A 25,209-nucleotide genomic window follows, 5' to 3' on the forward strand; every position below is an offset into this window, starting at 1 on the left:
CGCGAAAATTGACTTGCATCCCCGCCAAATACTGTATAAATTTACAGTACTGTTTTTATATACAGGATCGGTCATGAACCAGCTCATCCGCATCTTGAACGACGGTGATCGCGAAACGCTTGCCTGGCTGCGCAAGCATGTCGGCGACGTGCGCGTAGCTGCCGCTGCGCGACATCTGGGAGGCAACGGCAAACCGTACCTGTCCGCCGTGTGCCGCTATCTCGGCGTACGTCCGCCAACACCTCATCAACAGCCCCGACCCGTGGCCGACTGTACGGTTGGCGATAACTATCTTGCGCAGATCCGTCTGCTGCTGGCAGAGCGCAACCAGGTGTCGTTGAAACATCAACGTTAATGCTGCGAGTCTTCAGGAAGATAACAAGATGATTAACGACGCTGCTCCTGATCGGGATGTCCACGACATCAATCCGGTCGCCCTCGAACGCGCACTCCGCAGCGCGTCGCTCGATCTCCAGCAAATCATTGCCACGGTCGCGGGTCGTCACCTCGACAATGGCCGTCGCCGTTACTCAAGCAGCGCGCAATTGCCGACGTGGCGGACACTGCTGACAATCGACGAACAGGTCTTCGAGAATCGGGGGTTCCTGGCAAGGCACAACGAGGCGGTGCGCTCAACGTTTGTCCGGTTTTGCGACAGTCGTTTGTCCGGGATGGATCTCGACGAACCCATCGACTGGCGACGTGACGACGACGACTTGCCAGTCGTGTACCTGCTTGCGCGCGCACTGGTACAGGCCAACGCTACCGATGTGGCCACTCAGGACTAGTGCGCCGATATCAGCCGTTGGTCGTTAACGCCTCACCGCATCGCCATCAGCCTTGCAATTCCTGAACGAGCGTCTGAACCAGTTGCGCGGCAGTCAGCTCGCGCGCCAGCGGCGCGCCCTGCCCCGCCCACTGCGCCGCGAACTCATGGTTGCCCAGTTTCGCTGCAGCCGCGTTCAATTGCTTGGCAGCGTCGTAGGCGACCGGGTACGCGGCGGGCACAGGCCTGCCCAACGATTCACCGAACGCGATGAGGCGATTGACCATGCCGCGTGCGGGCCGGCCGGACAGCACGCTCGTCAACCGGGTGGCCGCCGCCCGCTCGCTCCTGAGATTGGCACGGTAGCTGGCATTGGCGGCCGATTCGGGACACAGAATGAAAGCGGTGCCGAGTTGCGCGGCAGCCGCGCCGAGGTCCAGCGCCGCCCTGATTCCCTGACCGTCCATGATGCCGCCCGCGGCAATCACCGGCAGCTTCGTTCGCTGCACCAGCAAGCGGACCAGCACGGCGGTGCTTAGCTGTTCGTCGACGGCGTCCGGGTCGAACATGCCGCGGTGGCCGCCGGCCTCGATCCCTTGCGCCACGATCGCATCGACGCCAGCCTGCTCGCCAAGTTCTGCTTCACGGAGGTTGGTGGCGCTGGCCAACGTGGTGATGCCCGCGTCGCGCAACGCCTTGATGCGATCCACGGACGGCAAACCAAAGTGGAAGCTGACAACCGATGGACGCTGCTCGATCAGCAGATCGAACACCGCATCGTCATGCAGAAAGGTCGTGTAGATCTCATTGAGCGCGGCCGGAGGCTCAATCCCCGCCTCCGCGAACAGCGGCGCCAGGTAGCGCAACCATGCTGCTTCACGCGCCGCATCGCGCTCTGCGGGCGCATGGCAAAACACATTCACATTGAACGGCTCACGCGTCAGGCTGCGCGTTTCCTCGATCATTTTGCGCGCCTGATCAGCCGTGCTCGCACCGATTCCAAGGGACCCCAGTCCACCCGCATTGGAAACCGCGGCCGCCAGTTGCGGCGTGGAGACGCCCGCCATCGGCGCCTGAATGATGGGGAACGCAACGCCAAGTCGTGCAATGAAAGGGTTTAGCGAGTTCATGGCGACTCCTGTTCTGGAACGGGTTGAACGGTGGCGACGACAAATTCTCTAATTGAGAATAAAATCATTCTATCATTTCATTTTAGAGATAAACATGGATCTGGAGTCGCTCAATATCTTCTGCATCGTGGCAGCGGAACTGAGCATCACACGCGCGGCAGGCCGCCTTGGCCGGGTGCAGTCCAATGTGACCACGCGGATTCAGCAACTGGAAGCGGACGTCGGCGTGGAGCTTTTTGTGCGCAGCGGTAAGCGGCTCAGCCTGTCGACGGCCGGCGAGCGCTTTCTCGACTATGCAAGGCGTTTGCTGGCGTTGGAAGAGGAGGCGCGCAATGTCGTCACGGGCGGTCTCGATGGCGGCGTCCTGCGCATGGGCTGTATGGAAAGTACGGCCGCCAGCCGTCTGCCCGCCGTGCTCGCTGCGTACCATGCCCGCTACCCGGCCACACGGCTTGAAGTGAGTACGGGCCCGTCCCGCCAGCTACTGGAACAGGTCCGCACCGGGAGGCTGGACTGTGCATTCCTGGCCTTGCCGCCCGCAGCGGGCGATGACGCCTCACTGGCGGATATGGGTCTGGTCGCCGAAAAAGCGTGGCTTGAAGAACTGCTGTTGCTGGCCCCCACCAGTGAGGCGTCCGCTGACACCCCTCGGGCAATCCGAACGCGGTCGCTGGCTGCGTTCGCGCAGGGTTGCTCGTACCGCGCCATCGCGGAACAGTTGCTCGGCATTCCTGATTCACCTGGCTGGCAAGTCCAGGAAATGGGCTCCTACCACGCCATGATCGCGTGCGTTGCCGCCGGCGCCTGCGTCACGGTGCTGCCGAAAAGCGTCCTTGAGCTAGCCAAGGTTCCAGCCGGTCTGAAGACGCTGCCTGCCGGGCAGGTCGATACCTGTCTGCTGTGGCGTTCGGGCTATAACGTTCCAGCCTTCCAGAATCTGCAGAATCAAATGAAGAGCGTTTGAACGATGAACACCACAGTGCGCGCCGCCTGTGCCTCTGGTCTATGGCCGGCACGGCGTTTTGCCGGCCATTTAGTCCTGCTGGATGCAAGGCGGATGATTGTGGCGATCCGCGGCGGGAACATCGATTGCTGAACGCCAGTGTGCGGTGGCTCGCAGGCCGCGCATTGACGAGGATCCCATCATGCCAACCCCGCTAAAACGAGTCGCCCGCCTGTCGCAATTGCATGCCGACCGCGCGCAACGGCTGGAACTGGACGGCGAGTCCATTCTGCTGGTGCGCGACGGAGATACCGTGCATGCCTACGGCGCGAACTGCCCGCATGCTGGCGGTCCGCTCGAACAGGGCGCGCTCTGCGAGGGCCGTATTGTTTGTCCGTGGCATAAAGGCAGCTTCGATGTCGCCACCGGCAAAGTGCTCGAACCACCGGCGTTGATGGCGCTGGACCGCTATCCGGTGGCGCTCGATGGAGACGATGTGCTGGTTTCGCCCGACAAACTGCCGGGTGCAGCCACGACCGCGGCCGTTGACTCATCCGCGTCGACTGCGCCCAACGGTTCGACTGCATCGGCTCAAGCCGCAGGCAACGCGCCGGCGTTCGTCATCATCGGCGCGGGCGCCGCGGCCGCGGCCGCCTGCGCGACATTGCGCGAGTGCAGCTTTGCCGGGCACATCACGATGATTGGTCGAGAGGCGCACGCTCCCTATGACCGCACATCGTTGAGCAAATTCGTACCGTCAGGAGAAATGGCCTGCACCGACGTGCCCTCGCTGCTTCCCCCCGATTGGTTCGAGCACGAACGCATCGAGCGGCTTCAAGCCGAGATAGTCGGCCTCGACGTGCCGAAGCGACGTATTCGCCTCGCCGATGGCCGGGAGCTAGCTTACGACACCGCGCTGTTAGCGTCGGGCAGCGTGCCGACAGTTGCACCACTGCCCGGCCGCGAGCTGCGCGGCGTACAGGTATTGCGTACGCTCGACGACGCGCTCGCGCTGGTCGAGGCGGTGAGCGATGCCACCCAGGTCGTCATTGTCGGTAGCAGTTTTATCGGCTTGGAAACGGCCTCCGCGCTACGTCAACGCGGTACACCGGTGAGCGTCGTGTCGCCGGACGCGGTGCCCTTCAAGCGCCAGTTCGGCGAGCGGGTCGGCGCGATGTTCCAGCGGCTTCATGAAGACCACGGTGTGGTCTTCCACCTGAAGCAACAGGTATCGGCATTCGAAGGCGATGAAACGGTGCGCGAAGTCGTCCTCGAGAACGGCACACGCATCGCTGCGGACGCCGTGCTGATCGGCACCGGCGTGTCGCCCGCCACGGGCTTTATTGAAGGACTGCCGTTAGGCAAGGATGGCGGCGTGATTGTCAATGCCGGCATGCAGGCCGCGCCTGGCCTCTATGCGGCGGGCGACGTCGCCGTGTTTCCGCTGCACGAAAATCAGGAGCCGTTGCGCATCGAGCATTGGCGCGTCGCGCAGCAGCATGCCCGGATTGCAGCGCAAAACATGTGCGGCGCGCGTAACCGCTATACCGGCGCGCCGTATTTCTGGACCTATCACTACGGCAAGAACTTCGAGTATCTCGGTCACGCGACACAATGGGATGAACTGGTCGTCGACGGCGAACTCGACGAGCAGGACTTCATGGCGCTGTACGTACTGGACGGCATCGTCGCCGCAGTGCTCGCGTGCGGGCGTGAAGCGGCGACGGCGCGCTTGATCGGGAAAATGCACGTGGGGCTATCGGTCGCCCAGGTGCGGGAGTTAGCACGCGATTAACCCGGCATCGGCACCGGCGCGACCGACGACGACCCGAGCGGCTTCGCTAGCTGTTCGCAGGCAGGTGCAGCGTTCGGCTACGATATTCTGCGGACGGTCCTGCTGACCTATCCGCTAATGGTCGCAAGCGTGATGGGTGAATTCACGAACGGCGGCACGCCGCGGATTGTTGGCTGGCTGGCGGCGCTCGTGATGGCCGCCGCCGCGATCGCCATGTTCGCGTTCGGAGTATGAGCGGCCAGCGCGGGCTTGCCGCCGCCCCTCACAGCGTGCCGGGCGGCTCCGTGGGCACGCCCGACGCGTCTGCCTGAGCGTCTTCATCTTCGATCTCGGCGCGTGCCTGTTCCCAGTACTCCTCAGGTGTGCCCCTGGGTTCGGTCGCCTTCTCCCACAGATGGTAGGCCCGGGTCCTGATGCGTTCTTCCACCGACATGGTTTCCATGCTCATGCTCCTTGTGAGACCAGCAAAAAAGAGCCCGCTCCGGGCTCGCGGAATTTGCCGTTTGCAACGGATTGCACGCCGGCATCCCTGGAGCACAGCAAGCGCTGTTCCTCACCGATGGGCACTGCAGAGACCGGTAGCGATACGCGAAAGACTGACTACAATAGTTGAGTGCGAGCGACAATGAGCAAGCGCTCCGTTCAAGCCTGGCGTGTCAGTAGCGTGACGTTTCAATTCCTTCATTGGAGGCATGCCATGAGCTGCCTGAGCGAAAGAATTGCCGGCGCAATCATCTTCTTGCTGAGCGGGTATGCGTTCGCGGGCGACCTTGCGATCGATTCGCCCGAAGAGATGACCGTGGCGAGCATCGCGCCAATGCCCGTAAGAACCCTTCCCCCCATTCCGGAACCGCAACGCTACGCCTTTGAATATCAGCCGGACCAAGGCCATCCCTTTTACGCACCGGTCGAGAATTTCTATAGCACGCCGATAACTCACGACGTCCGCTTTGGCAGCGCAACGCCCGCACCAATGCCTCGGCCGGCGTCGCCACAGGCGCCGTCCCAGGCGTCGAATTATCTCTCTCTGGGCCCGTCGACGGCGCCGCAACTCTCCCTCGCCGATGTACAGAACACGACCCTGACGCTCGGTGCGCAACCGCAGCGAAGGCTGTCGTTGACGGTCAACGACTGGGCCTTCTCTGCAACAGCGCGTGTCGCGGTTCTTCACTCGCACAGCACGGGCGCGACGCTTTCCGTGCGACACGGGTTTTAAACCGGCGTTTGCGCAGTCTCGCTAAGTCTCGGGCGAAGCCCGGTCTGTCGCGATGATCTGGCGGCCGTACTCCACGGCCGCCTCGCGTGCCTGCGCCGGCGTCGCGTAAGGTCCGATCTGCGGCGCGCCTTCGAACGGGAACAGGATCTTCCGGTCGGACTTTCTGATCACCTTCAGGCCGCCCACGTACCGCCCGTCGCTCGTGCCGTGGTAGGTCGCGAAGATCTCGAAGTCGCCGTCGGACACATCCGCCTTATGCCGCACCATTGCAAATTCCTTAACTATCCTTACGTTATGCCGGTACCGTTTGCGCCAGCGCCGCGCGCGACCACACTCGGTGCTGCTCCGCCGCCGCAACGAATGCCTTGAGCACCTCGGCGCTCTGGCTGTCATCGCCGGTTTCCACGCCATCGGCATGATCCGGCAGTTGAGCCGCCGCCAGCACGTCGCGCCCCGCCCCGAGCGCCGCAATCGCTTTCAGATGCTTGAACGCCTCCAGCACGAAATGCCGCGCGTCGCCGGATTGCGCCAGTGTTTTCGCACCAGCCTCGCCGCCGCAGACGATCACCGCGTCGAACATGATCGACGGCATTCCGGCAATCGTTGCGTCCGGCTGCAAACCGTCGATCGCAGCCAGGCTCGGCGCGATCAGCAACGGCGTCGCGCCCTCGCCGCGCAGCGCCTGCTGAAGCTTCCTGATCGACGCGCCGTCGGCACCGGGTGCGGCCAGCAGCGCGATCTTGCGAGTCTTGATGCCCGGCTTGCCGCGATTGAGGAGGCTCAGCGCCGGCGAAGTTTGCGGGTCCGACACGGGCGGCGCCTTACCCTTTTTCGGCGCTGGCAAACCCAAGCCTTCCGCGACCTTCGCGGCGAGCCCCGCGTCGAAGTTGGCAAGAATCTCGTTCACCACGCGCTCGCGAATCTCCGGCTTCGTCACCTTGCCGAGTTCGAACTGATACGCAGCGCTGATGTGCTCCTGCTCGACCTCGGACATGCTCCGGTAGAACAGCGCGGCTTGCGAGAAGTGATCGGCAAAAGACTCGCTGCGCACGCGGATCTTCACGCCGTCGACACGCTCCTGATAGCTCTCGAAGCCGCCATCGGACGGCGCCGGATCAGTCTCCTTCGGCCAGCCGCCGCTCACCGAGTTCGGCTCATACGATGCCTGTCCGACATTGATCGTCTGGCGATGCATCGCGTCGCGCTGATTGTTATGAAACGGGCACACCGGCCGGTTGATCGGAATTTCGTGGAAGTTCGGGCCGCCGAGCCGGCTGATCTGCGTGTCCGTGTACGAAAAGAGCCGGCCTTGCAGCAACGGATCGTTGCTGAAGTCGATACCCGGCACGATATGGCCGGGGTGAAACGCGACCTGTTCGGTTTCGGCGAAGAAATTATCCGGATTACGGTTGAGCGTCATCTTGCCGATGATTTTTACCGGGACGCGCTCTTCCGGTATCAACTTGGTCGGATCGAGCAGATCGAAACCGAAGCTGTGTTCATCCTCTTCCTCGACGATCTGCACGCCGAGTTCGTATTCAGGGAAATCGCCTCGCTCGATTGCTTCCCACAGATCGCGCCGATGGAAGTCGGGGTCCTTGCCGGCGAGCTTCTGCGCTTCGTCCCACAACAGCGAATAGGAGCCCAGCACGGGGCGCCAGTGAAACTTGACGAAGCGCGCCTTGCCTTGCGCATTCACGAAGCGGAAAGTGTGAACGCCAAAGCCCTCCATGGTGCGCAAGCTGCGTGGAATCGCGCGATCCGACATGGTCCACAGCACCATGTGCGCGGATTCCGGCACCAGTGACACGAAATCCCAGAACGTATCGTGCGCGGAAGCGCCGGTCGGCATCTCGTTGGGCGCTTCCGGTTTGACAGCGTGTACGAAATCCGGAAACTTGATCGCGTCCTGAATAAAGAACACCGGCATGTTGTTGCCGACCAGATCGTAATTACCCTCCTGCGTGTAAAACTTCACCGCGAAACCGCGCACGTCGCGCACGGTATCCGCCGAGCCACGCGGCCCCTGTACGGTGGAAAAGCGCACGTAGACCGGGGTCTGCTCGGCCGGGTTCTGCAGGAATGCGGCTTTCGTGTATTCGGTCATCGGCTCGTACACCTGGAACACGCCATGCGCGGCGGAGCCGCGAGCGTGCACGATGCGCTCGGGAATACGCTCGTGATCGAAATGCGTGATCTTTTCACGCATGATGAAGTCTTCGAGCAGAGACGGACCGCGCGGACCGGCGCGCAAGGTGTTCTGGTTGTCGGCGATCTTCACGCCCTGATTGGTGCGCAGCGCCGCGCCGTCGGGACGGACGCGGAACGGTTCGAGATCTTGCGATTTGCGGTCGTCAGCCGGGGTTGCGGGCTGACGGGTGCCGGTTTTACCTGCCATGGAAACACTCCTTGCGTTAGCAGTTAGCAGCGCCAGGCGATGATTCGCTCCGGCTCGAACGCAGGGTCAGCAAGCGTTGTTCCCGATGAAAGCTGCGCGGCTCCGTTTCCGGCCATGCGTCTGGCGGACCCGCTGGTCCGCCAGGCCGGATTACATCGTTGCCGCTACGACGACACGCGGGCGCCCTGCTTCGTGCCGGGAATCTCCCGGCCGCGCAGCGAACAGCCGGTTGTCTCCGTCACGAAGATCAGGGCGAGTGCGCCAATCGCACACGCGGCCATCATGTAGTACGCCGGCACCAGCGCGTTGCCCGTGCGCGCGACGAGCCATTCGTTCACCATCGGCGCGGTGCCACCGAAGATCGAAGTCGAGATGTTGTAGGCAATCGCCATCCCCGCGTAGCGCACCTGGGTGGGAAACATCGCCGGAAACATGGCCGAGATGCTCGCCAGTTGCGGAACGTATAAGAGACCCAACACGCAGAAACCCGCCAGCGCCCCAGCGAGACCATGGGTCATCAGGAGAAACATTGGAATGGCCGCTACAAAGAGTCCAATCAGAGAGAACCACCAGACGTTCTTGCGGCCGACTCGATCCGAGAACGTGCCGGCAAACGGCAGAAAGACCATCATCGCCAACATGCCAAGGAGCGGCACGAGCAAGGACATGTTATCGCTCATGCCCAGTTGCTTGTGCATGAAGGTCGGCATATAAGCCAGCAGCACATAATTGACGACGTTCAAGGCCACCACCAGCCCGCCCAGCAATAGCAGCGGTTTCCAGTATCCGCTCAGCAGAGCCTTCAGCGGCACACGGGCATGCTGTTCCTTGTGGATCGATTGCTCCAGCTCGAGGAACACAGGCGTGTCCTCCAGCCGGGAACGCAGATAGAAGCCGATCATCCCGAGCGGCGCCGCAATCAGGAACGGCAGGCGCCATCCCCACGCATGCATCGTTGCGTTGCCCAGCACGACCGAGCAACCCAGCATCAGGAAAGCGCCAAGCGAGAAACCGGCAAGCGTGGCGAACTCGAGGAAACTACCGCAAAAGCCACGCCTCTTGTCGGGTGCATACTCGGCCATGAAGGTCGCCGCGCCGCCATACTCCCCACCGGTCGAAAAACCCTGGATCATCCGCAAGACGATCAGAATCGCCGGCGCCCACCAGCCAATCTGCGCGTAAGACGGCACCAGCCCTACCAGCAGCGTCGCCACCGACATCAGGATGATCGTCAGCGCCAGCACATGCTTGCGGCCCAGTCGATCGCCGAGCGGGCCCCAGAACAATCCGCCAAGCGGACGAACCAGAAAAGAAATGGCGAAGGTGGCGAGTGCGAACAGCGTGGCCTGCGCCGTGCTGCCTGGGAACAGCGCGGCCGATATGTAGGTCAGGCCGTACGCATAAATCCCGTAATCGAACCACTCGGTAGCATTGCCCAGCGCCGATGCGGCAATCGCGCGCCGTAACAGGCCTGACGAACCGTGCTGCAGCGCGTCGCCATCCCATGGATGTACGTAACTCATTGTCTTCCTCCTGAATCCCAATCGATTGGCGCGCACCGAGGCACCGCCTTGAAACCACAATACCTGCCGGCCATGGATGCAGCGATGTCCTAGGACGATGATTCCGCTGGGGTTTTCCCGGCCCGGCGGGTTCGACTCAAAGTACGGGCAGCGGCAGCGTCATCAAACGCCCCCTCGCCGGTCTGGCTTCGCTATCGCCGCACAAACGCAGACACATCCAGGCCGTTGCCAGATTGCTGCTCACCACCGCCTTGCCGATCGCCGCCTCGATGCGCGCGATCACAGCCGCCGCGCGCACCGCCGTGCAGGAAATGAAAAGCGCATCGGACTCCGATGACATCGCGACCGAGGCCAGCGCTACGATGTCGTCGTGGGAAATTCGCGCCATCTCACGATCGTCGGTCAGACCAATGCAAGTGAAGCGGTCGATAGCGAATCCCTGCGCGCCAAAGTACTCGGCCATCGGCCGGCTGGTTTCGACGGTATAAGGCGTCAGCACGCTGATGCGGCGCGCGCCCAGTGCTTTTAACGCAATGACTGCGGCAGCCGTCGGCGTGACGACCCGTGCTTCAGGCTTCGCTGCATGAATTGCCTGTTCGATCTCCGGGTCCCCGATCACCACGGACGCCGACGTGCACGAATACATCACCACGTCGAGCGTTTCGTCAGGCAGGATCAGTGCGGCACACGCGGTAAGCGAAGGCTGCATCGCGCGCAGATTGGCCGGCGTCACCGGATTCGCGTACGGCACGCGATTCACATACACGCCAATGCGCGGATTCGCGACGAGCGTCGCGAAGTCCGGCTCGGTTGTGTGATCGGTCGCGAGGATCACGAGGCCGATGCGTTTGTCGAAAGCGCGCTCGTCCAGAGGCGGCACTTCGTTCAGCGGATGGATAGCGGCCGGCATCGGCTAGTGCCCAGGAGCGGGAAAGCGTTTTTCGAGCAATCTCACGCCGATCACCGCGACAAGACTGATGCACAGGAACAGCACACCGACCAGCGTCATTGGCTCGAGGTACCGGTAATCCGTGTTCGCCACGATCTTCGCCTCGTTCATCAATTCGAGCACGGTGATCGCGGATAGCAAAGGGGTTTCCTTGAACATCGAGATCAGATAGTTCGCGAGCGCGGGCAGCATCGGCGGAACCGCCTCGGGCAGGATAATGTGCTGCCACATCTGCGACGGACTCAGGTTGCACGCCTTGGCGGCCTCCCATTGTCCGCGCGGCACGTTTTCGATGCCGCTCCGATAGACTTCAGCCGTATACGTCGCGTAATGCACACCGAGTGCCAGCACACCGGCCGCAAGCGCCGGCATACGGATACCCACGTCGGGCAGCACGTAGAACACAAAATACAGTTGCACCAGCAGCGGTGTGCCGCGAATGAAGCTTGCCACCGCCGTGGTGGTACGCGCCACCATGCGGTTCGGCGAGAGGCGCAGGATCGCGAACACCATGCCGATCACGGCCGCCACCACCGCGCCGAGCAACGTGGCGAGCACGGTGATCTTCAACCCCTGTAGCAGGATCGGCAGAATCTCACGGGCGAAACTCCAGTCCCATTCCATACGCTTATCTCCTCATCCCGTCGAGACCAAAGCTCATCCGGCGTTCGAGCCGGCGCATGCCGAACGTGATCACGCAAGCCATTGCGAAGTACAGCGCGAGAATCGTCGCGAACGGTATCAGGGTATTGCCGGTTTGCGAACGTACGACCTGAGCCTGGAAAGTCATGTCGCCGAGCGAGATCAGCGAAACGACCGCCGTGCCCTTGAGCAACTCGATCGCGTTGTTAGCGAAAGTCGGCAGCATCAGCGGCAGCGCTTGCGGCAGGATCACGTAACGCATGCGCTGATACGTGGACAGATTCAATGCAATGCATGCACTCCTCTGCTCGTGGCCAATTGCGAGAATCGCGCCCCGCACCACTTCAGCACCGTAGGCGCCTACGTTCAAGCCCAGTGCGAGTACGCCGGCCTGTAGCGGCGTGAGCGTGAGTCCGGCCATCGGCAATACGAAATACGCCCAGAAGAGTTGCACGAATACCGACGTACCGCGAAAGAACTCGATATACGAGGTCGCGATTGCTCGCACCGCGAACCACCGCGACAAACGCCCGAGTCCGGCGGCGAATGCCATGACGAGCGCCAGTACGGTGCCCATCACGGTAAGCTCGACCGTCGCCTGCGCGCCCTTCAGAATCAGCAGCAGATAACCGGACCAGTCGCTCATAAACACACCTCGTCGACAATGGAGTGGGCGTTTTACGCGCTACCGGACCGCGCGCAGCGCCGCCACGGAAAGTTCACTGTGTTGCCGCGCACAGTTTTTCGCGGCTCGTCGACATGGCCGCCTTGGCGGAGAACCCGTACGGCTCGACGATCTTCGCGAACTCGCCGGACTCCTTCATCTTCTTCAGTTCGACGTCGAAAGCATCGCGCAGCGCGGTGTCCTGCTTGCGAAACGCCACACCATCGCATTGCACGGGTGTGCCTTGCACCGGCGCGATCGATTCGAGATTGCTGTCTTTCGCTTTCGAAAGCAGATCGCTGATCGACAGGAGCGGCAGCGCGAACGCGTCGATACGGCCATCCTGCAGCATCTTCAGGCCGCTCTGGCCGTCCGGCACGATGATGACGCGCTCGCCCGGAATCTGCGCAGCGGTCGCCAGTTTCTGCTCGGTCGTGCCACCCTCGACACCGATCACCGCCTTAGGATCCTTGGCGATTTCCTCGTAGGTCTTGATGTTTTTGGTGTTGCCCTTCCTGATCGCAAACGCCTCGACCGCGCACAACACCGGTTGCGAATAGGCGACCGCGCCGCAGCGCTGCGGCGTCATGAAAAGACCCGCTGCGATGGCATCATGCCGTCCCACTGCAAGGCCAGGAATCATCGCGCCATATTCGGAGATCGACGCGACGATGTCGTTGACACCCAGCTTCCTGAAAACCGCACGCGCCACATCGGGGGCGGCACCCGTCACCTTGCCGTCGGCGCCGACCGCGGTAAACGGCGGCTCGTTGGCGATCGCGATGCGTGCGAACCCCTGCTCCCTGAGTTGCGCGAGTTTGTCCTGTGCCGCGACTGCGAGGCAGCTCAAGGCTAGCAGCGACAACGTCCCCGTGACCAGAATCCCCTTCAGTTTCATGATTGTTGGCTCCTAAAGCCTGGTGGCGTGCAACGTTAAAGGCGTGTTGCCTGAATAGATCAGATCCGGTGACCGGCGGCGATGATCTTGCGGAGGAACGCCTGTGTGCGCTCGTGCTCCGGATGGCTGAAAATATCCGCCGGCTTGCCTTCTTCCACGATCCTCCCGCGGTCGAAAAACAGCACACGGTCCGCAAAATCGTGAGCGAAACCCATCTCATGGGTGACCAGCAGCATCGTCATATCGGTTTCCCTGGCGAGCCGCTGCATCACGTTCAGCACCTCTTCCACAAGCTCGGGGTCGAGCGCCGACGTCACTTCGTCGAACAACATGATCCTCGGCGCAAGGGCCAGCGCCCGCGCGATCGCCACGCGTTGCTTCTGGCCGCCGGACAGTTGCGCCGGACGACTCTTTGCCTTGTCGGCCATCCCAACCATGTCGAGTAGTTCGAGTGCCCGCTTCTGCGCCGATTCGCGGCTCTCCCCTTTGGTCAGGATCGGCGCGAGCGTGACGTTGTCCAGCACGCTCTTGTGCGGAAACAGATTGAAGTGCTGAAAAACCATGCCGATCTTTTCACGCATCTTCTGCAGATGCCGCTCGTTCGCCGGCACCATCTGGTCGCCGCGCGGCATATGAAACAACTGTTCGCCATCCACTTCGATGTGGCCGCCGTCGATGGATTCGAGCGTCATCAGAATGCGCAGGATGGTGGTCTTGCCGGAACCCGACGGGCCAATCAGCGCGAGCTTCTCGCCCGGCATCACATCGAGCGACAGTTCGTCGAGCACGGTCAGCGCGCCGTAGCGCTTAGTGATGCGATCGATGCTGATCATCGGTCTCGTCGTCCGCGCCTCGCGGCTTGCCACTGCGGCGTCAGCAGGCATCGCCGGGAAATCCGACGGAAGGGTCGCCGGGGCGACGCGTGAGGCGCTCAGCATGTCGGTGACTCGTGCGGTGTTCATATCGATTCGGTTCCCGTTCGTCATACCTGCCCTGATTGGATGGGGTGCGGCGGCGGTGCTGGAAGAACAACGATGCAAACCAGCATACAAAGCCATATTCGGGAACCGATTGCTCTAGAACAATTCTTTTTCCGGCGGGAACCGGCCGCAGGCCGGCGCCGGAAGGCCGCCCCAGGAACGCTGGTGCGCGAGTCAGGGACAACACCTACACGCGCGGCGCGACGCGGCACACCTGACGACGCCGGCGGATTTCGTGTTCGGCGCAGCGCCACGATGAGATTGAACTAGCACATTAAAAGCCGTTTCCTGCCGCATTAGACTGCGGCCAGAAACGCCTGTAGATGCCTCATGACGTGTGCGAGGCATTACGTTCCTCAACGACGTCATGCTCAAAGAGAGGGGAAGATGTCAGAAACAACGCAGCAGGAATCGCGCACCAGGGCGCCCGTTGTGCACCTGCCTTTCGAACGCGCGGAATATGCCACCCGTATCGGCAAAGCACGTAAAGCGATGCAGGCCGCGGGGATCGAACTGCTGATCGTGTCCGATCCGACCAACATGGCGTGGCTTACCGGTTACGACGGCTGGTCCTTCTATGTCCATCAATGCGTGCTGCTGGCGCTGGATGGCGAACCGGTCTGGTTTGGCCGCGGCCAGGACGCCAATGGCGCGAGGCGCACCGTGTTCATGCAGCATGATCAGATCGTCGGTTATCCGGACCATTACGTGCAATCGACTGAGCGGCATCCGATGGATTACCTCGCCCGCGAAGTGATCGAGGCGCGCGGCTGGGGCGCCCTGAAGATCGGCGTGGAAATGGATAACTATTATTTCAGCGCAGCGGCCTATCGTTCGCTGGTCGCTCATTTGCCCAACGCGAGATGGCAGGATGCGACCGGGCTGGTGAACTGGCAGCGCGCGGTGAAATCGCCGCGCGAGATCGAATACATGCGCGTGGCGGCACGCATCGTCGAAAAGATGCATGCGCATATCGTCGAACGGATCGAGCCTGGCATGCGCAAGAACGACCTGGTCGCTGAAATCTACTCGGCAGGCATTACCGGCATCGACGGCTACGGTGGCGACTATCCGGCCATCGTACCGTTACTGCCGACCGGTGCCGATGCCGCTGCTCCGCACCTGACCTGGGACGACACGCCCTTCGCGAGAGATGCCGGCACGTTCTTCGAAATCGCCGGCTGCTTCAGGCGCTATCACTGCCCGCAATCGCGCACCGTGTACCTGGGCACACCGCCCAGGCATTTCATCGAAGGCGAGCGCGCGGTGGTGGAAGGCATTGAAGCCGGCCTCGCGGCCGCCAAACCCGGCAATACCTGCGAAGATATCGCCGCTGCGTTCTTCGCGGTGCTGCACAAGTACGGAATCGAGAAGAACAGCCGCTGCGGCTACCCGATCGGTGCCAGCTATCCGCCGGACTGGGGCGAACGCACGATGAGCCTGCGCCCGGGGGACCAGACGGTCCTCCAGCCCGGCATGACGTTTCACTTCATGCCGGGCCTGTGGCTCGACGACTGGGGACTCGAAATCACCGAAAGCATCCTGATTACCGATTCCGGCGTGGAGACGTTCTGCAATACACCCCGCAAGCTGTTCGTCAAACCGTGAACCCGTCACCCCTGTGCCGCCGCGACCGCGGCGCGTGCGGGGACATCGCAGAGGGGAAACATGCATATGAAGACCATGAAGGCCGTCGTGCTGACCGCTCACGGCGGCCTCGACAAACTCGTCTATCGCGACGACGTGGCGATTCCTGTTTGCAAAGCGGGCGAGGTATTGCTTGAAGTCGCGGCTTGCGGACTGAACAATACCGACGTGTGGGTGCGCGAGGGCGCGTACGGTACGGACGACGATCCACACGCTGTCTCCACCTGGCGGCGCGGCCGCTCGACGCTGTCGTTCCCGCGAATTCAGGGCGCGGATATCGTAGGGCGCGTGGTCGACGTGGGCCGTGGCGTGAGCGATGCACGTATCGGCGAACGCGTAATCGTGGATGCGTCGATCTATAACCGCGCCGACGACAGCCTGGCCGATATCGACTACATCGGCCACGGCCGCGACGGCGGTTACGCCGAGTACACGGCGGTGCCGGCGGCGAACGCACATCGCGTCGATTCCGCCTACTCCGATGCCGAACTCGCGACCTTCTGGTGCGCCTATCACACCGGCGAGCAGATGCTCGAGCGCGCTGCGGTGAAAAGCGGCGAAACGGTGCTCATCACGGGCGCCTCCGGTGGCGTCGGTTCGGGAATCATTCAGCTATGCCGCGCACGCGGAGCGATTCCCTATGCGGTAGTCGGCAAGGGCAAGGAAGATGCGGTGCTCGCACTCGGCGCTGAAGGCGCGATGCTTCGCGACAGCGAGGATTTCGCCGCGGATGTGGAACGGATGACCGGCGGCCGGCCGATCGATGTGGTGGCCGACCTGGTCGGCGGCGCACTGTTCGGCAAGCTCCTGAACGTGCTACGCCCGGAAGGCCGTTACACGACGGCCGGCGCCATTGCCGGACCGGTAGTCCAGCTTGACTTGCGTACGATGTATTTGAAGCAGCTACAGCTGAATGGGTCTTCGCAGGGTACGCGAGCCGCATTCAGGCGCGTGCTCGACTATATCCAGTCCGGCACGATCAGGCCGATTCTGGCCGCCACCTATCCTTTGTCGAAGTTTCATGAAGCGCAAACGCAATTCATGGCCAAGCGGTTCGTGGGCAATATCGTCGTGATTCCGGACCGGCATTACGGGGAACCCGCGCAGCCGGCTTGAATAGTCGGATTGAATGACGGACCGGTCGCGGACGCGCAACGGGCAAGCACCAGCCAGGCAGCGGGGCCAGAGAACGATCGCTGGCCCCGCTGTTTTCTATCCCTGGCCGGATCATTGCATCGAATGGAACGCCGGCCGCGCTGCCACCCAACCCGCAGCGGCACACGAACCGGCGCAGCGCTTCACTACGCGGACGTGGCCGGAGCCAGGACCTGGGATGCGACTTCATCCACCGCCGCGCGCGCCAGCTTCACGATCTCGTCGACGTCGCTGCGCGTGGTGATCAACGGCGGCGCGAAGCCAAGAATGTCGCCGTGCGGCATGGCGCGCGCGATCAAGCCGCGCTGCAACGCCGCAGCGGAGACTCGCGGGCCGACCTTCAGCGCGGCATCGAAAGGCTGGCGGCCATCCTTGTCGGCCATGAATTCGAGCGCGGCCAGCATGCCCGCGCCACGCACCTCGCCGACCAGCGGATGAGCATCGAACGCCGCGTGCAGTTGTTCGAGCAGATACGCACCGGTTTGCGCCGCGTTCTGCGTGAGGTCCTCGCGCTCGAGAATATCGAGGTTCGCGAGCGCGGCTGCCGCACAGATCGGGTGACCGGAATAGGTCCAGCCATGCCCCATCGCACCGAATTCCTGGGAAGCCTTATCGATCACATTCCATACGCCTTCACTGACGATCACGCCCGATAGCGGTGCGTACGCGCTGGTCAAACCCTTCGCCACGGTGATCAGATCGGGCGTGATGCCGTAGTGCTGTGCGCCCATCTTCGAGCCGAGCCGGCCGAAACCGCACACCACCTCGTCGCAGATCAGCAGGATGTCGTGCTTCTTCAGCACTTGCTGGATCGCGGGCCAGTAACCCGTCGGCGGCGGCAGGATACCGCCGGTGCCCATCACCGGTTCGGCGATGAACGCAGCGATCGTATCCGCGCCTTCCTGCGCAATGAGGTGCTCCAGCTCTTCCACACAGTACGCGACAAATTGCGTCTCGTTCATGCCGGCCGGAGCGTGCCGGTACCAGTGCGGACACACCGTATGCTTGACGCGCTCGATCGGCAAATCGAAACTCTGATGGAAGCTGGGCAAACCGGTCAGGCTGCCGGTGACAATGCCTGAACCGTGATACCCGCGCTGGCGCGAGATGATCTTCTTCCTGTTCGGGCGACCCTTCACGTTGTTGTAATACCAGACGAGCTTGACCTGCGTTTCGTTTGCGTCCGAACCAGACATGCCGTAGTACACCTTCTTCATGCCCGGCGGCGCCCAGTCGATAATGCGCGACGACAGTTCGATGATCGTATCCGTCGAATGGCCGACATACGTGTGGTAATAGGCGAGTTTTTTGGCCTGTTCGTAGATCGCTTCGGCAACCTCGGTGCGGCCATAGCCGATGTTCACGCAATACAGGCCCGCGAAAGCGTCGATAAACGACTTGCCCTGATGGTCTTCGATGCGGATGCCTTTGGCGCCCGTCACGATACGGCCGGGCAGCGCCCCGCTCGCGTGGTCGTGAGCGTGCGTCGACGGATGCATGAAGTGCGCGCGGTCGGCGTCGAAAAGCTGATCGAGTTGGGTCATGGGAAGCTCCTTCGTGTGATCGATGAATGCGATGAATGGATTGGGCCGGTTCAGGCCGCTGAGGCGGCCGTTGCAGCAACAATGTGACGGCCAGGAAGGCTCCCGGTTACCGGCAGGCCGAGTTGACCGAGGCAGAAATAACGTGTTTCGACAAACGGCTCAAAACCTTCGGCACCGCCTTCGCGGCCGAGCCCGGATGATTTGATGCCGCCGAATGGAATCGGCGCACCCGTGAATTTCGCGCCATTCACGGACACCATGGCAAAGTCGAGACGGCGGATCAGTTGAAACACCGTGTTGAGGTCTGTTGCGCAGACATAAGCGGCGAGGCCGTATTCGGTGTCGTTCGCGCGCTCGATGGCTTCCTCGAGCGAGTCGAACGGCGCGACTGCGGAGATCGGTGCGAAGTTCTCTTCGTCGTAGATGCGCATGCCGGGTGTGGCGTCCGCGACCACGGTCGGCTCAAAGAACCAGCCGCCGCGTTCGTGGGCCGCGCCACCGGCGGTAATGCGCGCGCCCTTCTCCTTCGCGTCGGCAACGCGCTGCACCGTGGTGTCGAATGCAGCCTGATGCATCAACGGGCCGACATCCACGTCCGCCTCGAATGCGGCGCCAACTTTCAGCGCTTTCACAGCCTCGCTGTATTGCGCGACGAACGCCTCATACAGCGGCCGGGCAACCAGGATGCGATTAGCCGCGCAGCAATCCTGACCCGACGTCTGAAACTTCGCCGCGACCGCCACGCGCACAGCCTGCTCAAGCTCGGCATCTGCGGTCACGATGAAGGGTGCATTGCCGCCGAGTTCCAATGCCGTCTTCCTGATGCCGCTCTGCGCCACGGCCTGCATGACCAGCGTACCGACACGCGTCGAACCGGTGAAGCTCACCGAACGCACGCGGTTATCGCGCACCAGCGTTTCCATCGCCATCTGCGGTTCGCCGAGCACAACATTGAATACGCCCGCGGGAAAACCCGCTTCTTCCGCAAGTTGCGCGAGCGCAAGTGCGGAGAACGGAGTTTCATGCGCGGGCTTCACGACGACCGTGCAACCCGCGGCAAGCGCGGCGGCTGCCTTGCGCGTAATCATCGCGCAGGGAAAATTCCAAGGCGTGATCAGGGCAGCCACCCCAACCGGTTCGATCACCGTACCCAGGTGCGCGCCGTCAATATGCGTGGGGATCGTGCGGCCGTTCAGGCGCCGTGCTTCGTGTGCAAACCATTCGACAAAACTCGCGCCATAAGCGATTTCGCCACGGGCTTCCGCGAGCGGCTTGCCCTGTTCGAGCGACAGAATCGCCGCGAGGTCATGCTGATGGCGCAGAATCAACTCGTGCCAGCGCAACAGCAACGCCGAGCGTTTGGCAACCGGCAGCCAGCGCCATGTCAGGAAGGCACGCTGCGCCGCATCGACTGCTTCCGTGATCTGCGCGGCGTCGAGCATCGGTACGTGGCCAAGCACCCGCTGGTCCGCTGGGTTCTGCACGGCGACGCTCGCGGCGCTCGCGCTGTGCACCCAGCGTCCATCGACGTAGCACAGCGATTTGAATAAGACCGGATGACCCAGCAACATGACGACCTCCTGTGTGCGATGTATGTCTGTCACTGTACGTCCGGCAGCGCTGTGGTTTTTTTGGTTATGGCGCCGCAAAGCTGGTGTTTTTTCTGGAGTTCGCCGCGCGGCGTGGCATTTTTCTGGCGGGATCGCGATACGCTTCAACCGCCGTCATCGATCATATGTTCCGCCCAGTCCGGCAGATCTTCCGCGTGGTTCTTCACCACCTTCGTGACGATGTAGGTAAAGTACTTTTCGATACCCAGTTCGTCAGTCAGCAGCGAATCGATAAAGCGCTGATAGTGGTCGATATCGCGCGACATGACGTGCATCACGTAGTCGACGCCGCCGCCCGTTGCATGGCATTGCACGACTTCCGGTGCGGTCGCGATGCGTTCTTCGAAGCGCCGCATATCGTGCGCCGTATGGCGCGCCAGAGTGACCTCGACCACCACCCGGCTGCCCTTGAAGGCGCGCGCCCAGTCGATATCGGCGCGATAACCGCGAATCACACCGTCCTCTTCCAGGCGCTTGACGCGCTCCCACGCCGGCGAGATCGACAGATTGATCTGCTCGGCGAGACGCGACTTGGTGATGCGGCCATCGCACACGAGAATGCGCAAAATTGCCAGATCGTAGCGGTCGAGTTTCATCGCGCGCTCAGACTGTCACCGGTATGCCGCGCTCGACGACGTCGGCCACCACCGCCACGGTGTCGCCGATCCGCACGAGGCCCGGAAAATGCCGGGCCGCAAGCAGGCCGCCGCGGCGTGCGAGATACTCGACGGGTGCGACGCCGGTACGCGACGCGTCGTATACCCGGGCGATCACTTCGCCGCATGCAACCGTCTCGCCAAGGTTCTTGCAGAACTCCAGCAAACCGTCGTGTTCGCTCGTCGTGAAGCAGGTGCCGTCTGGCATGTCCAGCAGCGTCGTGGTGCGTGGGGCGGCGCGCTCGGCCTCACGCCTGGCTTCGTCCGGCCGCAGGAGGCCGGCCTGTTGCAGAAAACCGCGCACGCCGCGCTCCGCCACCGCCACGCTTTGCACGGTGGCCGTGCCGCCGCCGCCGAGTTCCGTCGACACAAACACCTTGCCTGCTTCTTCGACGGCTGTGTCGTACAGGCCGACACTATCGAGTTCGAGCATCCGCATCGAATACGGTGCGCCGAACGCGCGCATCGCCGCGTCGCACCTCGCTTGCTGATCGGCATCCGGCAGCAGGTGAATCGCGGCGAACGGCACGAAGTCGAGGGTACGGCCGCCGGCGTGAAGATCGAGTACGTAATCGGCGAGCGGCAGCAGATAGCGCTGAAAATAGTCGGCGATCTTCTCGGTAACCGTGCCGTCCGGCTTGCCGGGGAAACTGCGGTTCAGATTGCCACGGTCGATCGGCGACGTGCGCGTACCGGCACGGAATGCGGGTAAATTCATGAACGGCACGATAATCACGCGCCCTTTTACGTCTGCGGCCTTCAGGGCCGTAGCCAGCTTCGATAATGCGATCGGCCCCTCGTATTCGTCGCCGTGATTGCCGCCGGTGAGGAGCGCCGTCGGCCCCGCGCCGTTGCGGATCACGGTGACCGGAATCATCTCCGCGCCCCATGCGGATGTATCGTGCGAATGAGGTAGCCGCAGAAAGCCGTGTTGTTCGCCGTCGGCATTGAAATCGACCGTCGGCTGAATAGGTGATGCCCGCATATGCCTGACTCCCGTAGTCCTTTCCATAGTCCATTCTCAGTCCCGCACGTCGTTGCGGAAAAGCGTTCCCGCGCCCGCTGCGTGCGCCCGCTTCAACGCAAGCGCCGCGATCGCCGTGTCCTGCGCGCCGGTGCCGGTCAGGTCGCAAATGGTCACTTCAGTTTCGCTGACGCGGCCCACGGTCTGCTCGGCTATCACCTGGCCCAGCTCCGCGATCGCGGCGCCGCCGTGCATCAAGCCGGCATTCAGCGCGTGGTGCAGTTCCCCCAGCACACGCGTTTGCTGCGCGCGATCGCACACATAACGCGCCGCAGCCAGCGCGGCCGGCGCGATTTCATTCTTGTGCTCAGCGTCCGAGCCCATCGCCGTGATGTGCAGGCCCGCATGCAAGTCCGCGACTTCGATCAACGGTGTGCGGCTTGGCGTCGTGGTGATCGCGACGTCCGCTTCGGCGAGCGCCGCGTGGACATCACGCGCGACATCGCATTGCACGCCCAGCGAGGCGCTCATCTCCGTTGCGAACTGCTGCGCCTTGTCCGGATCACGCGCCCATACGCGCACATGTTCCACACGGCGCACCAGCATCAACGCTCGCAACTGCAAACGCGCCTGCTCGCCCGCGCCCAGCACCGCCACTCGCGGCGTGCGCGGCCTGGCCAGCCAGCGCGCCGCTACAGCCCCGGCGGCAGCCGTGCGCACCGCCGTCAGATAACCGTTGTCGAGCAGCACCGCTTCAGTCAAACCCGTCTTCGCCGACAACACCAGCATCAGCCCATTCAGACTCGGTAACCCGAGCAACGGATTGTTGAAAAAACCGGGACTTACCTTGATCGCGAAGCTCTCGAAACAGGGCAGATACGCCGTCTTGACGTCGACTTCGCCGTTGTGCGCATGCAGGTCCAGCCGCAGGACGGGTGGCATCGCGACGGCCTCGGTGGCGAGCGAGAGAAAAGCGGCTTCCACCTGGTCGATCGCGGCAAGGTCGAGCGGCACGAGTTCGCGAAGCTCGGCTTCGCCAAGAAGTGTGATCGAGGTCATAGGATGCCGTGGGGGTCGGGTTGCGTCGAAGCGGAATCGACGATGCGGCGATGCTGATCCATATCGATGTTGGCGCCCGTTACGACGAGCACGAGCGGTCCGCGTTTGAGACGCCCGGCGGCCAATACGCCGTCGAGCAATGCGGCAATCCCCACCGCCGCCGCGCCTTCTATCACGAGCCGTTCATGCCGGTAGGCGTGCACGATGCCGCGAGCAATCGATGCCTCGTCGAGCAGCACGGTCTCGTCGATCAGATCGCGCGTGAGCGCATACGTATAGCGGTTTTCGAGCCCGATGCCGCCGCCGAGCGAATCGGCGAGCGTTTCGACTTCTTCCACCAGCACCGGGTGGCCGGCGGCAAGACTCGCATGCATCGCGGCACCACGCGACATCGTCACGCCGCTCAGACCGATCGCGCGATTTGCGCTTCGGGCGGCGAACGCCACGCCCGCAAACAGGCCGCCACCGGATAGGGGCACGACGATGTTCGCCACGTCCGGCAACGCCTCGACGATTTCAAGTCCGATCGTTGCCTGCCCGGCAATCACGTGCGGATCGTCGAACGGCGGCACATAGGCAAAGTCTTCTTCGCGTACCAGTCGCAACGCTTCATGTTCGGCCTCGTCCTGGCTTTTACCGACGATCCGCGCTTTGCCGCCGAGTGCGCGCACGGCCTGGACTTTATTGGCCGGCCCCAGCGCCGACATGCAGACCGTCGCCGCGATACCCAGCGCGCGAGCCGCATGCGCGAGCGCGCGGCCATGATTGCCGGTCGAAGCGGTCACGACTTTCCGGCAACCCTGTTCGGCGAGGCGCGCCAGTGCATTGGTCGCGCCGCGCAGCTTGAAGCTGCCGGTCGGCTGCACGGTTTCGAGTTTGAGAAATACCGGCGTGCCCGCCCTCGCCGACAAGCTCGGCGATTCGACGAGCGGCGTGCAACAGACACGTCCCTGGATCCGGCGACGCGCGCGGTAGACATCGGCCAACGACAGATCGTCTGGCGACAGAACGGACATGAACCAGGCCCTACGAAAGGGTTCAATTCCAATGCCGCCGCGCCTGCGTTGTCACGCTGAGTGTGGCCGCATCGCTTTTCAATGCAGCCCAGTCTAATGTTCTAAAAACCGATTTCTATTGTCCTAGTTCATTTCATGCGCGGCTTTCGAAGCCGGCAGAAGCCCAGCCGGAGACTTCACGTGAAGTCGTGCACCTGCGGGTACTGCTCGAATACATCGCGAATGGTTTCCAGCGCGCTCTTATAAGTCTCTTCACCCACTTCAGCGCCCACACACACGCGCACTGCATTCGGTTTGTCCGCGTCGCGCACCATGAATGGATCGGGCGAAGTCACGGCGATATTGCGGTTGCGCAGTTCTCTCACCACGCGATCCGTTCGCCAATGGTCGGGCACGCGCAACCACGCGGACAGCGCCTGCGGATGGGCGCCGAGTACGTAGCTGCCCAGTGTTTGCCGCAACTGTGCCTGACGCCGCCCCAGACATTCGCGCTGTATTTCCACGAGCCGTTCGGCTGTCCCGTCGACGATCCAGCGGGTGGCCACCTCGGCCATCGGCGGGTTCGCCATCCAGCTGCTCACGCGCAGCACGCTTTCAGCGCGTAGTGCGAGTCGCCGCGGCGTGGCGAGATAGCCGATTCGCAAACCGGCCATTACCGACTTCGTCATACTCGTGCAGTAGAAAGACAGATCGGGAATCAGACTCGAAATCGGCGTGCCGGCCTTGGCGGGCAAGGGACCGTAGACATCGTCCTCGATCACGTAAACGCCATAGCGCTCGGCGATTTTTGCAATCGCGCGGCGCCGTGAGTCAGGCATCAGCGCGACCGTGGGGTTGTTCAAAGTAGGCGTGCAGACCAGCGCCGTGATGCGCTCGCTATCGCACATCTCCTCGAAGTGCTCGGGGTGAATTCCGTACTCGTCGATTTCGAGGCCCTTCAGCGTAAAGCCAAGTACATTGGCCGAGCCGATCACGCCATGATCCGTGATGCTTTCGCACAGCACCGTATCGCCCGGTCCGACCAGCGAAGCCAGAGCGAGAAAAATGCCGTGCGCGGCACCGTTCGTGACCAGTAACGTATCCGCCGAAGCCGGCATGCCCAGCGACGCCAGCCACGCAATCCCGGCTTGCCGATGAGGCTCGAAACCCGCAATCGGCCGGAATGCGCGAATCCATGGCTGATCGTCGAGCGTCGAGAGCGTCGCACATACCTTGCGCCACATGGCGTCGTGCTCCGCCGTATGAAGGATGCGTGCAATCGAAAAGTCGACCACCGAGCGTTCGGCTGTATCGAGCATATAGCGCGACATGGTTTCGGTAACGCGCGCCGCTACGAAACTGCCACGCCCGACCTCACAGCGGATCAACCCCTGCCGCTCCAGTTCCTTATAGGCATTGGTAACCGTCTGCACGCTGATCGCCAGCCCGGCGGCGACATCGCGCTGCGGCGGCAGGCGTGCGCCAGCCGGCAGCGCCGCGTTTTCGATGTCACCCGCGATCGCCTTGACCAGCCGTTTATATTTCGACTCGACGCCGTGCACCGCGCGCACGGCTTCCCGCCACTGCTCGATCACCGCTGCCTCCGTTTTTGCCGGGTCCCTTACTGGTACGCGTATTTCTCCGCGTATTTGTTCGCGCATTACTCCGTATGGCC

24 protein-coding genes and 1 pseudogene are annotated in these 25,209 nt (G+C 62.6%); 8 read left to right on the forward strand and 17 right to left on the reverse strand.

The annotated features are described in order from the left end of the window. Positions 1-73: 73 nt before the first annotated feature. Together AC57B6_RS35130 and AC57B6_RS35135 are read left to right on the forward strand one after the other, a co-directional pair. On the forward strand, positions 74-355 hold the full coding sequence (locus AC57B6_RS35130; protein WP_028198068.1) for a CppA family protein: 282 nt from the start codon (positions 74-76) through the stop codon (positions 353-355). A gap of 28 nt (positions 356-383) precedes the next feature. Then, complete coding sequence (locus tag AC57B6_RS35135; RefSeq protein ID WP_144194141.1) at positions 384-788, forward strand: DUF2471 domain-containing protein; 405 nt, start codon at positions 384-386, stop codon at positions 786-788. Positions 789-834: 46 nt separating this feature from the next. Here AC57B6_RS35135 and AC57B6_RS35140 read toward each other — a convergent pair whose 3' ends face one another. Then, positions 835-1,896, reverse strand: a complete 1,062-nt coding sequence (locus AC57B6_RS35140) for an NAD(P)H-dependent flavin oxidoreductase (RefSeq protein ID WP_496423051.1) — start codon at positions 1,894-1,896, stop codon at positions 835-837. A gap of 94 nt (positions 1,897-1,990) precedes the next feature. Here AC57B6_RS35140 and AC57B6_RS35145 point away from each other — a divergent pair, with 94 nt between their 5' ends. The 3 genes and pseudogenes from AC57B6_RS35145 to AC57B6_RS35155 all read left to right on the forward strand — a co-directional run. Continuing rightward, the gene (locus AC57B6_RS35145; protein ID WP_496423052.1) at positions 1,991-2,860 is read left to right on the forward strand and encodes a LysR substrate-binding domain-containing protein; all 870 of its coding nucleotides are present in this window, start codon (positions 1,991-1,993) and stop codon (positions 2,858-2,860) included. A gap of 181 nt (positions 2,861-3,041) precedes the next feature. Next, positions 3,042-4,634, forward strand: a complete 1,593-nt coding sequence (locus AC57B6_RS35150) for an FAD-dependent oxidoreductase (RefSeq protein WP_496423053.1) — start codon at positions 3,042-3,044, stop codon at positions 4,632-4,634. Beyond that, positions 4,635-4,760 (forward strand): annotated as a pseudogene (locus tag AC57B6_RS35155) (divalent metal cation transporter); the annotation flags it as partial. A 136-nt stretch (positions 4,761-4,896) separates the two neighbouring features. On the opposite strand, the gene AC57B6_RS35160 reads toward AC57B6_RS35155, so the two are convergent. Next, a complete protein-coding gene (locus AC57B6_RS35160) occupies positions 4,897-5,076 on the reverse strand; it encodes a DUF2934 domain-containing protein (protein WP_235429646.1) in 180 nt (59 codons plus the stop codon). Between the two features lie 255 nt (positions 5,077-5,331). Here AC57B6_RS35160 and AC57B6_RS35165 point away from each other — a divergent pair, with 255 nt between their 5' ends. Continuing rightward, positions 5,332-5,850, forward strand: coding sequence for a hypothetical protein (locus tag AC57B6_RS35165; RefSeq protein WP_178369893.1), 519 nt, complete (start codon positions 5,332-5,334; stop codon positions 5,848-5,850). A 21-nt stretch (positions 5,851-5,871) separates the two neighbouring features. On the opposite strand, the gene AC57B6_RS35170 is transcribed toward AC57B6_RS35165, so the two are convergent. The 8 genes from AC57B6_RS35170 to ehuA all read right to left on the reverse strand — a co-directional run bounded on the left by AC57B6_RS35170 (position 5,872) and on the right by ehuA (position 13,808). Then, complete coding sequence (locus tag AC57B6_RS35170; RefSeq protein ID WP_046569698.1) at positions 5,872-6,117, reverse strand: DUF6723 family protein; 246 nt, start codon at positions 6,115-6,117, stop codon at positions 5,872-5,874. Between the two features lie 25 nt (positions 6,118-6,142). Next, complete coding sequence (gene katE, locus AC57B6_RS35175; RefSeq protein WP_496423054.1) at positions 6,143-8,248, reverse strand: catalase HPII; 2,106 nt, start codon at positions 8,246-8,248, stop codon at positions 6,143-6,145. A gap of 164 nt (positions 8,249-8,412) precedes the next feature. Continuing rightward, on the reverse strand, positions 8,413-9,771 hold the full coding sequence (locus AC57B6_RS35180; RefSeq protein WP_028198059.1) for an MFS transporter: 1,359 nt from the start codon (positions 9,769-9,771) through the stop codon (positions 8,413-8,415). A gap of 136 nt (positions 9,772-9,907) precedes the next feature. Continuing rightward, positions 9,908-10,681 (reverse strand): ectoine utilization protein EutA, encoded by a 774-nt coding sequence (eutA, locus tag AC57B6_RS35185; RefSeq protein ID WP_046569702.1) that lies wholly within the window; start codon positions 10,679-10,681, stop codon positions 9,908-9,910. A gap of 3 nt (positions 10,682-10,684) precedes the next feature. Continuing rightward, complete coding sequence (gene ehuD, locus AC57B6_RS35190) at positions 10,685-11,344, reverse strand: ectoine/hydroxyectoine ABC transporter permease subunit EhuD (RefSeq protein WP_028198057.1); 660 nt, start codon at positions 11,342-11,344, stop codon at positions 10,685-10,687. 4 nt (positions 11,345-11,348) lie between these two features. Then, on the reverse strand, positions 11,349-12,008 hold the full coding sequence (ehuC, locus tag AC57B6_RS35195) for an ectoine/hydroxyectoine ABC transporter permease subunit EhuC (protein ID WP_028198056.1): 660 nt from the start codon (positions 12,006-12,008) through the stop codon (positions 11,349-11,351). Positions 12,009-12,081: 73 nt separating this feature from the next. Continuing rightward, positions 12,082-12,924 carry an ectoine/hydroxyectoine ABC transporter substrate-binding protein EhuB gene (gene ehuB / locus AC57B6_RS35200; protein WP_144194135.1) on the reverse strand — a complete coding sequence of 281 codons (843 nt, stop codon included), beginning with the start codon at positions 12,922-12,924 and terminating at the stop codon, positions 12,082-12,084. A 59-nt stretch (positions 12,925-12,983) separates the two neighbouring features. Continuing rightward, complete coding sequence (gene ehuA, locus AC57B6_RS35205; protein ID WP_046570494.1) at positions 12,984-13,808, reverse strand: ectoine/hydroxyectoine ABC transporter ATP-binding protein EhuA; 825 nt, start codon at positions 13,806-13,808, stop codon at positions 12,984-12,986. Between the two features lie 483 nt (positions 13,809-14,291). Here ehuA and doeA point away from each other — a divergent pair, with 483 nt between their 5' ends. After that, positions 14,292-15,512 (forward strand): ectoine hydrolase DoeA, encoded by a 1,221-nt coding sequence (gene doeA, locus AC57B6_RS35210; protein ID WP_046569708.1) that lies wholly within the window; start codon positions 14,292-14,294, stop codon positions 15,510-15,512. Positions 15,513-15,578: 66 nt separating this feature from the next. Further along, positions 15,579-16,667 (forward strand): alcohol dehydrogenase family protein, encoded by a 1,089-nt coding sequence (locus tag AC57B6_RS35215; protein WP_431135941.1) that lies wholly within the window; start codon positions 15,579-15,581, stop codon positions 16,665-16,667. 185 nt (positions 16,668-16,852) lie between these two features. On the opposite strand, the gene AC57B6_RS35220 is transcribed toward AC57B6_RS35215, so the two are convergent. The 7 genes from AC57B6_RS35220 to ehuR all read right to left on the reverse strand — a co-directional run bounded on the left by AC57B6_RS35220 (position 16,853) and on the right by ehuR (position 25,129). Further along, positions 16,853-18,250: an aspartate aminotransferase family protein gene (locus AC57B6_RS35220; RefSeq protein WP_028198051.1), complete on the reverse strand. Its 1,398-nt coding sequence runs from the start codon at positions 18,248-18,250 to the stop codon at positions 16,853-16,855. 50 nt (positions 18,251-18,300) lie between these two features. Beyond that, positions 18,301-19,821 (reverse strand): NAD-dependent succinate-semialdehyde dehydrogenase, encoded by a 1,521-nt coding sequence (locus AC57B6_RS35225; protein ID WP_028198050.1) that lies wholly within the window; start codon positions 19,819-19,821, stop codon positions 18,301-18,303. Between the two features lie 143 nt (positions 19,822-19,964). After that, entirely contained in the window at positions 19,965-20,456 is a 492-nt protein-coding gene (locus tag AC57B6_RS35230; protein WP_028198049.1) for an Lrp/AsnC family transcriptional regulator, read from the reverse strand. A gap of 7 nt (positions 20,457-20,463) precedes the next feature. Further along, on the reverse strand, positions 20,464-21,501 hold the full coding sequence (gene doeB / locus AC57B6_RS35235; protein WP_028198048.1) for a N(2)-acetyl-L-2,4-diaminobutanoate deacetylase DoeB: 1,038 nt from the start codon (positions 21,499-21,501) through the stop codon (positions 20,464-20,466). 36 nt (positions 21,502-21,537) lie between these two features. Beyond that, positions 21,538-22,539, reverse strand: coding sequence for a cyclodeaminase (locus AC57B6_RS35240; protein ID WP_028198047.1), 1,002 nt, complete (start codon positions 22,537-22,539; stop codon positions 21,538-21,540). Continuing rightward, a complete protein-coding gene (gene eutB / locus AC57B6_RS35245) occupies positions 22,536-23,555 on the reverse strand; it encodes a hydroxyectoine utilization dehydratase EutB (protein WP_496423055.1) in 1,020 nt (339 codons plus the stop codon). Before eutB ends, AC57B6_RS35240 begins: the two co-directional genes overlap by 4 nt. Positions 23,556-23,731: 176 nt before the next feature. After that, the gene (ehuR, locus tag AC57B6_RS35250) at positions 23,732-25,129 is read right to left on the reverse strand and encodes a MocR-like ectoine utilization transcription factor EhuR (protein ID WP_028198045.1); all 1,398 of its coding nucleotides are present in this window, start codon (positions 25,127-25,129) and stop codon (positions 23,732-23,734) included. Positions 25,130-25,209 lie beyond the last annotated feature (80 nt).

The sequence above is a fragment of the Paraburkholderia sp. BGA-UO-ETr-F12 genome (genome assembly GCF_059567945.1).

Bases quoted from the DNA above. Each gene is read 5' to 3' on its own strand.
- ehuA (WP_046570494.1), bottom strand. From the start codon at position 13,808: ATGCCTGCTGACGCCGCAGTGGCAAGCCGCGAGGCGCGGACGACGAGA.
- ehuB (WP_144194135.1), bottom strand. From the start codon at position 12,924: ATGAAACTGAAGGGGATTCTGGTCACGGGGACGTTGTCGCTGCTAGCC.
- AC57B6_RS35220 (WP_028198051.1), bottom strand. From the start codon at position 18,250: ATGACCCAACTCGATCAGCTTTTCGACGCCGACCGCGCGCACTTCATG.
- eutB (WP_496423055.1), bottom strand. From the start codon at position 23,555: ATGTCCGTTCTGTCGCCAGACGATCTGTCGTTGGCCGATGTCTACCGC.
- AC57B6_RS35165 (WP_178369893.1), top strand. From the start codon at position 5,332: ATGAGCTGCCTGAGCGAAAGAATTGCCGGCGCAATCATCTTCTTGCTG.
- AC57B6_RS35180 (WP_028198059.1), bottom strand. From the start codon at position 9,771: ATGAGTTACGTACATCCATGGGATGGCGACGCGCTGCAGCACGGTTCG.
- AC57B6_RS35135 (WP_144194141.1), top strand. From the start codon at position 384: ATGATTAACGACGCTGCTCCTGATCGGGATGTCCACGACATCAATCCG.
- AC57B6_RS35145 (WP_496423052.1), top strand. From the start codon at position 1,991: ATGGATCTGGAGTCGCTCAATATCTTCTGCATCGTGGCAGCGGAACTG.
- AC57B6_RS35230 (WP_028198049.1), bottom strand. From the start codon at position 20,456: ATGAAACTCGACCGCTACGATCTGGCAATTTTGCGCATTCTCGTGTGC.
- AC57B6_RS35225 (WP_028198050.1), bottom strand. From the start codon at position 19,821: ATGTTGCTGGGTCATCCGGTCTTATTCAAATCGCTGTGCTACGTCGAT.
- katE (WP_496423054.1), bottom strand. From the start codon at position 8,248: ATGGCAGGTAAAACCGGCACCCGTCAGCCCGCAACCCCGGCTGACGAC.
- AC57B6_RS35140 (WP_496423051.1), bottom strand. From the start codon at position 1,896: ATGAACTCGCTAAACCCTTTCATTGCACGACTTGGCGTTGCGTTCCCC.
- AC57B6_RS35160 (WP_235429646.1), bottom strand. From the start codon at position 5,076: ATGGAAACCATGTCGGTGGAAGAACGCATCAGGACCCGGGCCTACCAT.
- doeA (WP_046569708.1), top strand. From the start codon at position 14,292: ATGTCAGAAACAACGCAGCAGGAATCGCGCACCAGGGCGCCCGTTGTG.
- ehuD (WP_028198057.1), bottom strand. From the start codon at position 11,344: ATGGAATGGGACTGGAGTTTCGCCCGTGAGATTCTGCCGATCCTGCTA.
- AC57B6_RS35240 (WP_028198047.1), bottom strand. From the start codon at position 22,539: ATGACCTCGATCACACTTCTTGGCGAAGCCGAGCTTCGCGAACTCGTG.
- eutA (WP_046569702.1), bottom strand. From the start codon at position 10,681: ATGCCGGCCGCTATCCATCCGCTGAACGAAGTGCCGCCTCTGGACGAG.
- AC57B6_RS35170 (WP_046569698.1), bottom strand. From the start codon at position 6,117: ATGGTGCGGCATAAGGCGGATGTGTCCGACGGCGACTTCGAGATCTTC.
- doeB (WP_028198048.1), bottom strand. From the start codon at position 21,501: ATGCGGGCATCACCTATTCAGCCGACGGTCGATTTCAATGCCGACGGC.
- ehuC (WP_028198056.1), bottom strand. From the start codon at position 12,008: ATGAGCGACTGGTCCGGTTATCTGCTGCTGATTCTGAAGGGCGCGCAG.
- AC57B6_RS35130 (WP_028198068.1), top strand. From the start codon at position 74: ATGAACCAGCTCATCCGCATCTTGAACGACGGTGATCGCGAAACGCTT.
- AC57B6_RS35215 (WP_431135941.1), top strand. From the start codon at position 15,579: ATGAAGACCATGAAGGCCGTCGTGCTGACCGCTCACGGCGGCCTCGAC.
- AC57B6_RS35150 (WP_496423053.1), top strand. From the start codon at position 3,042: ATGCCAACCCCGCTAAAACGAGTCGCCCGCCTGTCGCAATTGCATGCC.